Genomic DNA, 13,595 nt, shown 5'->3' with positions numbered 1-13,595 from the left:
TAAATTTAAAATACAAATGAGTTCCACCATTTCATCAGACCAAAAGAAATCTTTAGCCATATCCATTCTTTTGTATGCGACAATGTTGTTAATTTTATTTTTCATCCGATTTTGGCCACCAGCAAACTTGGCTGAACTTGCAGGCGGAGGAGGTGGCGGAGGTGTCACCGTGAATTTTGGAGATAGCGATTTAGGTTCCGGAGCGAATTATAAAAGTGAAGTGCTGCAAGTAAAAAACCAAACGAGACAAACACCAGCAAAAGCAACTCCTGACGAAGCTATTTTATCGCAGGAAAACAGCACCGAAGAAAGTGTTGTCATTCCCCAAAAAGAAAAAACTACAAAACCTATAACTGTTGTAAAAGAGAAACCAAAACCAGTGGTTGTAAAACCTAAAGTTTCCAACAATACAAATGATGCATTATCCAGCATTCTGAAAGGCTCCAATAAAGGCGGTGATGGCGATGACAAAGCAGCTGGAAATAAAGGAAAATCAAACGGAAGTTTAAGTTCTAATGGTTATTATGGAACAGGTGGTTCCGGTGGAGGAACAGGTGGCGGAAACGGCACAGGAACCGGAATAGGAACTGGAAGCGGATATGGCTCCGGTAGCGGTGGAGGAAACGGTAGTGGTTCTGGCGGCGGCAGTGGTTACACTCTAGGAAACAGAAAAGCGATTTCTAAGCCCGCTCCAAAATACACCTGCAACGAAGAAGGAAAAGTTGTCGTAGAAGTTTCTGTAGATAGAAATGGACGAACTATAAATGCAATTGCCGGCATAAAAGGAACAACGAATACAGCAAGATGCTTATTAGACCAAGCACGAATCGCGGCGATGAATACGAAATGGGATGCCAGCAGCGATGCCCCGGAAAAACAAGTGGGAAAAATCGTTTATAATTTCAATTTGAATTAAAAATTAAATACAGAATCAAATTATCTAGGCATTTTTTATTTTTTATTTTTTTCCAAGAATTCAGTGGTTTCGGGATTTGCGTGAGGGATAGGAGCAAGTACCGAAGTACTGCGGATAGCCCGACCGCAATAGAAAAAGGGGCTAATCAACTTTATGCTGATTAGCCCCTTTTTCTATTGCGGTCACGCCCAAATAATGAAATTGCTTCGTAAAAACTCGCAATGACACTTATTTTGGACTGGTGGCAATCACAAACTTCAAATTATTTTTTACTCCTATTTGCAATACATCAACTAAATCCTGGACTTGCAAATTAAACGGGATTCTCACCACAACGGTTTGATCCTTTTCACTATTCATTTTAGACATTAAAGTTGTTTCTAACTCCTCAAATGCTACCGGTTGTTTGTCGATATAGAACTTCTTGTCTTCGGTAACAGACAAACTGATGTATTGTTTGTTCGTTTTCTCATTAGCTTTTGCTTTTGGCAATGTCATTTTTATAACATTTGGATTAGCCAAAGTGGATATGATCAGAAAAAACAACAACAAGAAAAACATAATATCACTTAATGACGAAGTAGCCACTTCGGCATGAAATCTTCTTTTTCGTTTTATAGACATGTTACGATCTTTGAATAATATTTACGAATTCCAATATCTGTTTTTGAATTTTTAAAGCAAAATTATCAATTTTTCCGTTTAGTAAGTGGTACGCGCTGTACGCAATAATTCCAACCAATAAACCAGAACCACTACTGATCATTTTCTCATATAAACCTCCAGATATATTACCAATACTAATATTTTCAGTAACTGAAATGCTGTAAAATATTTTAATTACTCCAGAAATAGTTCCAATAAATCCTAATGTAGGCGCAATCCCTGCAATAAGACCTAATTGACCTAAATGTTTCTCCATTTCTCCAATTTCAATGTCTGCAGCGCGATCCATATTAGATTCAATCTCCGTAATAGGTCTGCCAATAACCAGAATTCCTTCTTTAATAATGTTACCGGAAGACGTGTTGCTTCTTTCAGCAATAGATCGTGCCAATTCCAAATTACCTGAATTTAGATTATCTCTGACATCTAACATCAATCGATGATCCATTTTAGATGCTCTATTAATATACAAAGTACGTTCTATAATTAAATAAAAAGTATAGAATAATAAGATTGAAATTGGGATTAAGAAGAACCCTCCTTTTAAAATAAATTCCAAAACAGAGATTTCAGTATTTGGAGCAATTTTCTCGATTACTACGTTTGACGCAGCATTAGTAATAGTGTCGGCCTGTAATTGTATAAAACTAAACATATATTATTATTGATTTTTACTCATTAATTCTAAAAATTATTTCAATTTTGCAATAAAGATACTTTTCGATGTACTATTAAACTAAAAAAATCGAAAAATATTTTAAACAACGACTATTTTATTCAAAAATGAACTATCAGGAAACTATAAATTGGCTGTTTAATCAACTCCCGATGTACCAACTTCAGGGAGCTTCGGCCTATAAAAAAGATTTAACCAACACGCATTTACTAATAGATCATCTTGACAATCCTCAAGAAAAAATAAAATGCATTCATGTTGCAGGAACTAATGGAAAAGGTTCTACCTCACACATGCTAGCTTCTATACTTCAGGAAGCGGGCTATAAAGTGGGATTGTATACTTCGCCTCATTTAAAAGATTTCAGGGAGCGCATCAAAATTAACGGAATTGAAATTTCTGAAGCATTTGTTACTGATTTCACCAATAAGCATAAAGCTTTTTTTGAAGCAAACGACATGAGTTTCTTCGAAATGACCGTTGGATTGGCTTTTGATTATTTTGCAAAAGAAAAAGTGGACATCGCCATTATAGAAGTTGGAATGGGAGGAAGATTAGACGCTACCAATGTCATTACGCCACTTGTATCGGTTATTACGAATATTGGGTTGGATCATACCCAATTTCTTGGCAACACACTGGAATCAGTTGCTTTTGAAAAAGCGGGAATCATAAAACCAAACATTCCGGTAGTGATTGGAGAATATACTACTGAAACCAAGCCCGTTTTTTTGGCGAAAGCCAAAGAATGCAATTCAGCAATCTACTTTGCTTCTGAATTGGTTTCAGAAACCTATCCTTCGGATTTAATTGGCGATTATCAGCTGCACAATAAAAAAACCGCGATACAAACAATTGCTATTTTAAATACGCAAAAAGAATTTAAAGTCTTCCAGAAAGATATCAAATCTGGTTTGCTCCTGGTTGTAAAAAACACAGGACTTCAAGGAAGATGGCAACAACTAGGCGAATCCCCTAAAGTTATTTGTGACACCGCACACAACAAGAACGGATTAGAGATTGTCATGAACCAAATTCAAAAAGAAACGTTCGAAAAACTACATATTGTACTTGGAATGGTAAATGATAAAGATTTGGACGAAGTTTTACCTTTATTTCCAAAAAATGCAATTTATTATTTCTGCAAACCAAACATTCCCCGTGGTTTAGACGCTGCCATTTTAAAAGAAAAAGCAAAAAAACACCATCTTAACGGAAACACATACTACTCTGTAACAGAGGCTTATGAGCACTCTAGGAATAATGCCACAAAAAATGATTTTATCTTTATTGGCGGCAGTACGTTTGTAGTTGCTGAATTACCTTTAAAATAAAGGGATTTAACTTTGGCCAAAATTACTTTCAAAAATAAATTGTTTATTTCTACAATTAACTGACTTCTAATTAGTTAAATTTATATGACTATTTTAATTCACTTAATTCTTAAACTATTATGAAAAAGAAAGACAATTTAGCATTGGTATTGTTAATTTTAACATTTCAGTTTAGCATTGGAATGTTTGCCCAAGAAGACCAAAAACCTGTATTTATTACAGTGACGACATTACACAGGAATCAGGATACAGATAGTAAAGACTGGAAACAAACTGAACAAGAGTATTTTGATAAAGTTACAAGTAAGAACGATTTAATAATTGGCTCCGAAATTCTTAATCATTATTATACAGAAAACAGTTCTGAAGTTTTACTGGTTTCTGTCTTTAAAACTTGGGAAGATATCGAAAAAGCAAATGATGTATCCGATGAATTAATTAAAAAAGGTTGGCCAGACGAAAAAATTAGAAAGGATTTTTTTGATAAATACAACACTTATTATTCCAAAATGCATTCCGATGAAATTTATTCTTCGATTGCTGGCTCTAAAGAATTTAAACCTACTTCAAAAGAACCTATGGTTGTCTATATCCGAAAATCTCAAATGTCGCTGAATGGTCAAGGAAAAGGCATGAAGGAATATAACGAAAAAGTAACCATGAACAACCCTTATATCAAAGGCTATTACCCGAATCGTCATGCTTGGGGTGCTGACAGCAGAGATTTTCTCGAAACCTATTATTATGATTCCTTATCCGATTTAGAAAAATCCAGCGATAAACAAGATGAATTAATAAAAACCGCTTGGCCAAAAGAAGATGACAGAAAAGTGTTTTTTGATGGATTGAACAAAGCATTTACAGGAATTCATGGTGATTTCATTTACCATAACGAACCCACGCTATCCAAATAAATTATAAATTTTCAAATAAACTCCGTTTACAGATTGAAAGACGGAGTTTATTTAAAAATTTCATCAAACCTAATAAACTAAACACCAATTAAATATAAAATCTTTCGAAAAAATATTGAAATTTGTGCAAAAATATTTTGGATAAGCGAAAAACAAGCTTATATTTGCACTCGCAATAAGGCATTTAAAATTACTAAATTGCACTAGGGCGATTAGCTCAGCTGGTTCAGAGCACCTCGTTTACACCGAGGGGGTCGGGGGTTCGAACCCCTCATCGCCCACCATAAATTTAAAAACCTCCAAAGTCTTAGACTTTGGAGGTTTTTTTTGATTCGATAAACTTGAATTAAAATACTTTATTTGTATAAATTACCGTATTTACTGGAAATTATGGTTCGAGGCTCGTATGGTTAATTGACACAAACAGCAAACCTATTAGTTAAACTATAATACTTAGATTACTTTACATAGGGATGTTTGTTCAATGCTGTGGTTCTGTACTTCTTTTTATTAAGATAGATAATCTGCTGTGTTTTTTATATCAGCATAAAAGAAACTCAAGCCAGCTAAAAATGCCGTTTGAACATCAGCAGCTTTTACTTGTTTTCCGTTTACTTCAAGATCTCTTGTTGCACAAGCGTCACCAATTACGGTACATTTGAACTCAAGGTCTTTTGCCGCTCTTACAGTTGCATCGATACACATTTGTGTCATCATACCAACAAATACTAATTCGGTTACGTTTTGAGATTTCAGATACTCTAAAAGTCCTGTATCTCTAAAACTGTTTGGATAGTATTTTTCAATTACTTTTTCACCCTCCAAAGGTTTTACATTTTCGTGAATTTCTTGACCTTCAGTTTCTGGTAAAAAGAAGGTAGAACCTGGCGCTACCGAAAGATGTTGAATGTGTACAATTGGTAATTTTTCGCTTCTAAATTTTGATAAAATTTGTTTTGCGTTTTCACTGGCTTTCAATGAACCTACTAATTCCATTGCTCCGTTTTCAAAATAATCGTTTTGAATGTCTACTATAATTAATGCTTTGCTCATGATTTTATTTTTTAAATTAATAAAACAAAATTAGAAAATACCTAAAAGAGACATGCTACCAAACACTATTCATTAACTACCATTTTGATAATCGGATATAAATAAACTGGTGGTCATTCCTGTTTGGGTTTTAAAAAAACGCATCAAATGATTGGGTTCAGAAAAGTGTAATTCGTGAGCAATTTCGGCCACAGTAAGAACAGAATAAATCAAATAGTTCTTAATTTCAAAAAGCAAACGTTGTTTGAGTAAATAAGTTGCTGTAACATTAAAATGCATTTTTACTGCTTTGTTTAGCGAAATTCTACTGATATTTAATAAAGCAGTATAATCTTCAATACGCTGTTTTTCTTTGATGTGTTTTTCTAATAATTGCTTAAACTGAAAAGCATAATTACTACCATTCTTATCGATTGACAATTCATTTTTTTGAGCATATTGTCGGTTTATTTTTTGTAATAAATAATAAAGCAACGAGCGAATAATGTGCACACTATCTGGTTTAGTAGCCACCAATTCTGTTTTAATTTCTGTAAGTAGTTCACAATATTTTAAAATCTCTGATGGATCAACGGGTAAATGCAACGGGTATTCTAACTGATAAAAATAAAGTAAACTATAAGTGAATAATTTATCAGCGAAAAAATCATTTAGAAAATCTTCCTGAAAAACAAGAACGGTAAAATCAAGATCATCGCCTTCTAAAAACCATTGACGTTGCTGAAATGGCGAAATAAAAATTAGGCTATTGTCTGAAATATTTATTTTCTGTTGATTCAATAACAACGTTCCGCGACCTTTTTTAAATACTATAATTTCAAAGTAATCGGTATTGTAAATTTCAGAATTGTTATAGTTTTCAATTACATCTTCAGAACGCAAAACATTTAGCAGAAAGTCAACTCCGCATTCTGTTTTATGAAATTTCAATATTCTCATGAGATCTTGGATTAAGCGGTTTGGGTTTGTTTATTGTTAAACTAAATTTTCTAATCCGAATTGAGCCAGTTGATCTACAATAGGCAAGGTTTTTAATCCTAATTCAGTCAATCGATATTCTACTTTTGGAGGAATTTCGGGAAAGACTTTTTTGCTAACCAATTTATTTTCAACAAGCATATTTAATTCTTGTATCAACATTTTTTCGCTAATGCCTGTAACCGATCTTTTCAGTTCGCCATATCGCACTGCATTTTCGTTGATTTGAAACAATATCATCAACGTCCATTTGCCACTTAATAGCGATAAAGAGGCTCTTACTGGACACCTTTCATCACAAGGTGAATTTATTTTTGACTTTTTTTCCATTGTAATTCAATAATTCTAACCATTTGATAAGTACCCAACTATTAGGTAAGTACTTGTGCAAAAGTAAGTACTATTGTAGTTTTGTACAAGTTTTAGTAAAAAAAATAAAAATTAAGTATATGAAAATTTTAGTATTTGGAGCTACAGGCTCACAACAATTCAATGTAATAGGAGAAGCAAAGAAAAAAGGTGCAGAAGTAATTGCTGCTACAAGTTCAGAAAAAAGTTTTGAAAAATTAGCCCAAGCAGGAGCAACGCCTGTGTTAGCAAATTTAAGTGATGCTGATAAAATGCTTGAAATTACTAAAGGAGTTGATGCAATTGCCTTTATGATTCCAGTTTCATTACCAAATCCGTTTGATGGATTGCCATATTCCAAAAATGTGATTGATGCTGCAAAAGCAAATGGAGTAAGTAAGATTGTATGGAATACAAGTGGCTGGTTAGAATCACAAAAAATAGGTTCTCCTGTAGATGATGTGAAATTGGATGTTTTGGATTATTTAAATAATAGCGGAGTGGATTATGTGATTATTCAACCAACTATTTATATGGAAAATATGATGGGACCTTTTTGTGCACCGTTTATAACAAACGAGAATAAATTAGCTTACCCAACGCCTGAAGCAATGCCAATTGGTTGGATCGCATCTAGAGATGTAAGTGCTTTTGTGGTAGAAGCTATCTACAATAAAGACTTAAAAGCAGATACTTTCAAAATTAGTGGAATGGAAAATCTGAAAGGAAATGATACTGCCGTACAGTTTTCTAAAGGTGTTGAACGAGAGATTGCTTATTATCCACAAAAACCACAAGAATTTGGAGATATATTAAAACCATTTGTTGGAGAAGCAGGAGCGTCAAGTGTTGCAGCGTATTATGAAATGCTTCAAAATGCATCGGAATATCCTTCAAAATTCAATTCTAAAATGAATGAAATTCTGGAAAAACTTCCTGTAAAAATGACTTCGTTAGCACATTGGGCAAAGGAAAATAAAGATTACTTTATAAAAGGATAAATAAAGAGAATCTAAAAAGATTTGTTGATGATTTAAAATTAAGGTAAAGAGAGTGTTCATTTTGGGCACTCTCTTTTTTATAGAAATAGTTTTACTAGTGATTATCAAAACGGTAGTTTATAACTATTTTTTGGTATCCTATTTTATGTATCACTTAAGTAAATTTGTAAATTAATACTTTGTTATTTAGGATTAAATGATAGAATTAAATTTTATTAAAAAAGCACAAGAATGCAATGTAATTTAGATGCGTTAAATCTGCCTAGAGCAGTATAAATATTCACAATGTTCAAAAAACAAAAAACCAACAAAATATATTACCAAAGTACAGTAGCGCTGGCTGGACCAATTGTAATTTCACAGTTGGGTCATACACTGGTGCAAACGATGGATACCATTATTATTGGTCATTATGCAGGAACTATATCCTTGGCTGCAGTTTCATTAGTGCATTCTGTTTTTATGGTAGTTTTGGTTATTGGATTAGGAATTGCCTATGGATTGACTCCTCTTATTGCGCAAGAAAATGGAAAGTCTAATTATCAAGAATGTGCCCGATTGCTATCCAACAGTCTATGGCTTAATATTGTATCGGCTATTCTTCTTTTTTTGTTAGTATATTTTGGTTCTATGTTTGCCATGCAGCACGCACAGCAGGATCCTGAAGTCGTAGCAACGGCAAAACCTTATTTGCTTATTTTAAGTTTGTCAATCCTGCCTTTGATGATATTTCAAACCTTCAAACAATTTGCAGAAGGGTTGGGTTTTACAAAACAAGCCATGAAAATTACGATATGGGGCAACGTCCTCAACATAATTATCGCAGTGATTTTGGTAAAGGGAGTGTTTGGCATTGCACCACTGGGAGTAAAGGGTGTAGGAATCGCAACTTTGATAGATCGGGTTTTAATGATGATTGTAATGATATGGTATGTATTTCGATCTCATAATTTTAAATCTTATTTACAGTATTTCTCCGTAAAGTTCATCAATTTTTCAAAAATTAGAAACGTAGTAAAAATTGGATTGCCTGTTGCTTTGCAATATGTTTTTGAAATTGGAGCCTTTGCCGTTGCTGCTATAATGGCTGGTCAACTAGGCTCAATTGAACAGGCCGCACATCAAACAGCTATTACTCTTGTTGCTATGACTTACATGATGGCAGGCGGAATTGCATCAGCAACGACTATTAAAGTTGGAAATAGTTTTGGAAAAAAGAATTACATAAGACTTCAGAAGTTTGCTCATGCTTCCTATCATTTGGTTATTATTTTCATGCTTTTTTTTGCTATTATTTTTACGCTATTTAATCAATATTTACCTTATTTAATCACAAGCGACGCTAAAGTCATTGTATTGGCAGCACAATTATTAATTATTGCTGGAATATTCCAGATTTTTGATGGCGCTCAAGTGGTAGGATTAGGGAGTTTGAGAGGTATTGGTGATGTTAATATTCCAACTTTTATAACCTTTTTTGCTTATTGGTTGATAGGTCTACCGTTTAGTTATCTTTTAGGTATTTATTTCAATTTAGGAATTAACGGAATTTGGTATGGCTTGACGCTTGGTTTGTTTACGTCATCAGTCTTAATGTATTTTAGATTTCAACACGTAATGAAAATAAAATTGGGACAAACTAAATTATAGACCCAAAATAGTATCGTATAAATCAAATGCATTACTTCTATATTTTTTTCAAGGAGAAATATTAATTCGTCAGTTAGTTTCGTTGTTCCCAATTATCAAAACGGTAGTTTATAACTATTTTTTGGTATCCTTTTTTCTGTATGACTGAAGTAATTTTGTAACCTAATTAAAAATGAATAGATTATGAAAAATAATAATATAAATACAGATAACTCAGATAATAAACAACCCTCTTTTCAAACACTTAAAAAACAAGGAAATGCTCCAGTACCTTTGTCAATTCTGGATGTTGCGACAACTGGAAAAGGATATTCTGCTGCCGAAGCTATTGCAAACAGTATTGCTTTGGCAAAATTTGCCGACCAACGTGGATTTGCTCGTTACTGGGTAGCCGAACACCACGGTATGCCTGCCGTTTCTACTTCGTCACCCGCTATGATGCTTTCGAGACTTATTGGCGAAACAAAAAATATACGATTAGGATCTGGCGGTATGATGTTGCCTAATTTTCCTCCTTTGGTAGTTGCCGAACAATTTGGTATGCTCCAGGCGATGGCTTCTGGACGTATCGATTTAGGAATAGGACGTGCCCCTGGAACCAATGGACTTACCGCATCAGCACTTCGTGGGAATAATTTAGGAGCTGAAGATTTTCCTGAACTGTTAACAGAACTATTACATTTTCTTAAAGATGATTTTCCTGATGGACATCCTTTTAAGAATAGGGTATTCGCCGTTCCAGGTCCGGGACAAGATCGTGAAAACGGCATCGCCAGATCTTTTGATAGTCCATCGGTTTGGTTATTAGGTTCTTCAGGATATTCGGCACAATTGGCAGGAAAACTAGGGCTACCTTTTGCTTTTGCCGCACAATTGGCTCCCGAAAATATGCTGTTTGCATTTGATTTGTATAGAAAGAATTTCAAACCGTCAAAGGTTTTGGATAAACCACATACTATTGCTTGTTTCTCTGTATTTGCAGCAGATACTGTAGAAGAAGCGAAAATCCAAACGCATGCTTTTGCACACAGTATGCTTCGAATGATGAAAGGGCAAACCTATGTTATTCCGTCTCCAGAAGAATTGAAAAACTATAGTTATGATAATTCGGAAAGATTAATACTAGAAAGTTGGAATGAAAAAATGATACATGGAACTGCGGACCAAGTAGTAAGCAAGTTGAATGAATTTCAGAAAACTTCAGGAGCAGATGAATTAATGATTGCCAACTTAGGACATTCTCTGGAAGGAATATTGCATTCGGCAAAATTGATAGCAGATGCTTATAACATGCCAAATTTGAGTACAATTTAAATAGTAACAAGAGTCAAAATATAATAAAGGTTATCAAAATGGTATCAAATAGTATGCTTTTGATAGCATACGAATAATTTGTTGTCAGACCTTTGTAACATATTAAATGCTCCAAAAGCCTTAATGAAGAGGCTTTGGAGATAAATAAAATTAAACAAAAATTTATGAAAAAAGTAATTTTAGCAGTAGCACTGCTGTTGTCCAGTGTCTTCTCGTTTGGACAAATTAATTCAGATAAAAAACCTACGATTCAGTTAGTTAGAAATGCAACATTATTGATAGAATATAGTGGAAAGAAAATGTTGCTTGATCCAATGTTGTCCTCAAAAGGAGCAATTGATTCTTGGGCTGGAATCCAAAAAAATCCTACCGTTGAATTAAAAATTCCTATAGAAGAAATTGTTAAAGGTGTTGATTTGGTTATTGTAACTCATACCCATGAAGACCATTTTGACCAACCAGCAAGCAAAACTCTGGATAAGTCCATTGAATTGATAATGCAACCAGCCGATAAAGATTTTTTCAAAAAAGAAGGCTTTATTAATGCAACTGTTTTAGAAGACCAAAAGTTATGGCATGACATAACTATCAATAGAATTCAAGGACAGCATGGAACTGGCGAGGTTTTAAAGATGATGGGGAAGACTTCTGGATTTGTATTACAGGCAAAGAACCAACCAACCGTGTATATTGTTGGAGACGCCATCTGGACAGAGGATGTTAAAAAAACAATCAAAAAATTCAAGCCTGACTACATTGTAGTTAATTCAGGTGGAGCAGTTATCAAAGGTTATGAAAACACTCCAATTTTGATGAACGAAGAGCAAACAATGACATTGATAAAAGAAAGCGGAAAAGCAAAAGTGATCGCAGTTCACATGGATGCTTTGGATCATTGTTTCGCTACTAGAGCTTCTTTAAAAAAGAAAGCTGCCGAATTGAAGATCAGTTCTGACAAACTTTTAATTCCAGAAGATGGAGATGTAATTCAACTTTTTCTTTAAATCACTTATTAAAAGAAAAAAGATTTTTTTTAGTATTTTTCATTTGAAATTTTCTTCAAATCTTGCATAAAATGGTTCGTAAATAGTTCCGTAAGGACCACAAAAAACTCCATTAGAAATAATGGAGTTTTTTTTTATGTCTATATTTTATGGCATTTATAGGGATCAAGTCCAAAACCTGTGGAGGAGCAAAAATTAAGCATAAATAGGATCAAACATAAAAGTTGTGGAGAAATATAAAAAAAGGGATATTTACATTTATAAATAACCACCACCCATGCCAGATTCATATAGCGAATTAATCAAATTATTGTTGACTACTTTGAATTAACTTCGTACAAAAAAGGAGAAGAAATACTTCATCTTTATTTAAAAGAGATCAATTCGATTCTCAAAGAATATCGTCAACACAAATTAAGTTCCAAAGGATTCTTTGATGAGATAACCGTTCAGGATTTCCCAATTCGAGGACATCAAGTATCTTCATATCACCCGAAGAAGATGGCTTAATGAGGATACTGGACAAGTCGTATTTAGAGATTGGAATTTAGTAGCAGACTGAACTCGTGTAACACAAGAGTTTGTGTCTTTTTTAAATGAGATCAATAGATTCTAAGCCTAATGATTGTAATGCTATTGCCTCTTTTTAGGAGTTACAGGTAAAAAACTGCAAGATAAATACAAAAATTTATTAAGTGATTTTAAAACCTGGAATCAACTATCACACGCCAAACAATGGCTTATCTTTCGCAAAAACTTAGGTAAACGCTTATCGATAGATGAAACTTCTCTCTCCAGTGGAGAACTCTATACTATTGTAACCAATAAGCCGGTAAAGAAAAGAAAGGAACTCTAGTTGCCGTTATTGCTGGAACTAAAGCTGATACTGTAATTTCTTTTATTGAACCAATTCCTCTCAAACTGCGCAATCAAGTCACAGAGATTACCTTGGACATGGCAGCAAATATAGGGTTAATTGACCAGAAATGTTTTCCAAATGCTACACAGGTAACCGACCGTTTCCTTGTTCAAAAACTAGCCTTGGAAGCTTTACAAGAAATCAGAATTAAATACCGTTGGCACAAGCAATAGATCAGGAAAATGATGCTATAGAAAAAGCTAAAAAAGTCAATAGAAAGTTCGAATCCGAAGTATTAACTAATGGAGATACTCTTAAGCAACTACTAGCCCGAAGCCGCTATTTCCTATATAAGAACAAATCGAAATGGTCACAAAACCAAATAGTCCGTGCCGCATTATTATTTGAACTATATCCCGATATCGGAAAAACATACGATTTAGCTCAAGATTTGAGAAATATCTTTGAAAAAACAACCGATGAAATTATTGGACTTTCAAGGTTAGCCAAATGGCATGAGAAAGTAAATCAATCCGGTTTCAAATCATTTAATACAATCTCACGATCAATAATGAATCATTATCAAACTATTTTGATAATAGAAGTACCAATGCTTCTGCCGAATTCATTCAATGCTAAAATAAAAGCTTTTAGAGCGCAATTTAGAGGCGTTAGAAACATTACGTTTTTCCTTTTTAGGCTAACTAATATGTATGCTTAATTTTTGTTCCTCCACAGGTTTTGGACTTGATCCATCCGTATTTTGTATCACATTACACTGATGCTAAATCTGTTTTTGAGTTGCGCGAAGATGACCTATCATAATCCCGTTAAAACGCAAAAAATCCTCATCAAATTAATGATGAGGATTTAATAGAATCT

At 33.8% G+C, this 13,595-nt stretch carries 15 protein-coding genes and 1 tRNA gene; 11 read left to right on the top strand and 5 right to left on the bottom strand.

All coding sequences use genetic code 11. The features are described from left to right. The first annotated feature begins 16 nt into the window (after positions 1-16). Positions 17-916 (top strand): energy transducer TonB, encoded by a 900-nt coding sequence (locus ACM55M_RS09080; RefSeq protein WP_416857280.1) that lies wholly within the window; start codon positions 17-19, stop codon positions 914-916. A 228-nt stretch (positions 917-1,144) separates the two neighbouring features. Here ACM55M_RS09080 and ACM55M_RS09075 read toward each other — a convergent pair whose 3' ends face one another. Both ACM55M_RS09075 and ACM55M_RS09070 read right to left on the bottom strand, forming a co-directional pair. Further along, entirely contained in the window at positions 1,145-1,540 is a 396-nt protein-coding gene (locus ACM55M_RS09075; protein WP_416857279.1) for an ExbD/TolR family protein, read from the bottom strand. A 1-nt stretch (position 1,541) separates the two neighbouring features. Beyond that, entirely contained in the window at positions 1,542-2,237 is a 696-nt protein-coding gene (locus tag ACM55M_RS09070; RefSeq protein WP_416857278.1) for a MotA/TolQ/ExbB proton channel family protein, read from the bottom strand. Between the two features lie 128 nt (positions 2,238-2,365). On the opposite strand from ACM55M_RS09070, the gene ACM55M_RS09065 reads away from it, so the two are divergent. The 3 genes from ACM55M_RS09065 to ACM55M_RS09055 all read left to right on the top strand — a co-directional run bounded on the left by ACM55M_RS09065 (position 2,366) and on the right by ACM55M_RS09055 (position 4,790). Then, positions 2,366-3,592, top strand: coding sequence for a bifunctional folylpolyglutamate synthase/dihydrofolate synthase (locus ACM55M_RS09065; protein WP_416857277.1), 1,227 nt, complete (start codon positions 2,366-2,368; stop codon positions 3,590-3,592). A gap of 119 nt (positions 3,593-3,711) precedes the next feature. Continuing rightward, positions 3,712-4,506 carry a hypothetical protein gene (locus ACM55M_RS09060; RefSeq protein ID WP_416857276.1) on the top strand — a complete coding sequence of 265 codons (795 nt, stop codon included), beginning with the start codon at positions 3,712-3,714 and terminating at the stop codon, positions 4,504-4,506. A gap of 206 nt (positions 4,507-4,712) precedes the next feature. After that, a tRNA-Val gene (locus ACM55M_RS09055) sits at positions 4,713-4,790 on the top strand. 226 nt (positions 4,791-5,016) lie between these two features. On the opposite strand, the gene ACM55M_RS09050 is transcribed toward ACM55M_RS09055, so the two are convergent. From ACM55M_RS09050 to ACM55M_RS09040, 3 genes are all read right to left on the bottom strand, one after another. Beyond that, positions 5,017-5,559: a cysteine hydrolase family protein gene (locus tag ACM55M_RS09050; RefSeq protein WP_416857275.1), complete on the bottom strand. Its 543-nt coding sequence runs from the start codon at positions 5,557-5,559 to the stop codon at positions 5,017-5,019. Positions 5,560-5,631: 72 nt separating this feature from the next. Next, positions 5,632-6,498: a helix-turn-helix domain-containing protein gene (locus ACM55M_RS09045; RefSeq protein WP_416857274.1), complete on the bottom strand. Its 867-nt coding sequence runs from the start codon at positions 6,496-6,498 to the stop codon at positions 5,632-5,634. A gap of 36 nt (positions 6,499-6,534) precedes the next feature. Continuing rightward, complete coding sequence (locus tag ACM55M_RS09040) at positions 6,535-6,867, bottom strand: winged helix-turn-helix transcriptional regulator (RefSeq protein WP_416857272.1); 333 nt, start codon at positions 6,865-6,867, stop codon at positions 6,535-6,537. A 119-nt stretch (positions 6,868-6,986) separates the two neighbouring features. Here ACM55M_RS09040 and ACM55M_RS09035 point away from each other — a divergent pair, with 119 nt between their 5' ends. The 7 genes from ACM55M_RS09035 to ACM55M_RS09010 all read left to right on the top strand — a co-directional run bounded on the left by ACM55M_RS09035 (position 6,987) and on the right by ACM55M_RS09010 (position 13,434). After that, entirely contained in the window at positions 6,987-7,886 is a 900-nt protein-coding gene (locus ACM55M_RS09035; protein WP_416857270.1) for an SDR family oxidoreductase, read from the top strand. Positions 7,887-8,171: 285 nt separating this feature from the next. After that, the gene (locus ACM55M_RS09030) at positions 8,172-9,536 is read left to right on the top strand and encodes an MATE family efflux transporter (RefSeq protein WP_416857269.1); all 1,365 of its coding nucleotides are present in this window, start codon (positions 8,172-8,174) and stop codon (positions 9,534-9,536) included. 183 nt (positions 9,537-9,719) lie between these two features. Then, positions 9,720-10,850 carry an LLM class flavin-dependent oxidoreductase gene (locus tag ACM55M_RS09025; protein ID WP_416857267.1) on the top strand — a complete coding sequence of 377 codons (1,131 nt, stop codon included), beginning with the start codon at positions 9,720-9,722 and terminating at the stop codon, positions 10,848-10,850. Between the two features lie 164 nt (positions 10,851-11,014). Next, positions 11,015-11,854 carry an MBL fold metallo-hydrolase gene (locus ACM55M_RS09020; protein ID WP_416857265.1) on the top strand — a complete coding sequence of 280 codons (840 nt, stop codon included), beginning with the start codon at positions 11,015-11,017 and terminating at the stop codon, positions 11,852-11,854. Between the two features lie 297 nt (positions 11,855-12,151). Beyond that, entirely contained in the window at positions 12,152-12,364 is a 213-nt protein-coding gene (locus tag ACM55M_RS17400) for an ISAon1 family transposase N-terminal region protein (RefSeq protein ID WP_465245431.1), read from the top strand. Between the two features lie 354 nt (positions 12,365-12,718). Next, complete coding sequence (locus tag ACM55M_RS09015; protein ID WP_416857773.1) at positions 12,719-12,946, top strand: transposase; 228 nt, start codon at positions 12,719-12,721, stop codon at positions 12,944-12,946. Next, complete coding sequence (locus ACM55M_RS09010) at positions 12,931-13,434, top strand: ISL3 family transposase (protein ID WP_416857264.1); 504 nt, start codon at positions 12,931-12,933, stop codon at positions 13,432-13,434. Before ACM55M_RS09015 ends, ACM55M_RS09010 begins: the two co-directional genes overlap by 16 nt. The last annotated feature ends 161 nt before the right edge of the window (positions 13,435-13,595 follow it).

The sequence above is a fragment of the Flavobacterium galactosi genome (assembly GCF_048158585.1).
In the GTDB taxonomy this organism is placed as follows: Bacteria; Bacteroidota; Bacteroidia; order Flavobacteriales; family Flavobacteriaceae; genus Flavobacterium; species Flavobacterium galactosi.
Note: the sequence above shows the minus strand (reverse complement) of the source record. Positions and strands in the feature narration are given on the sequence as shown.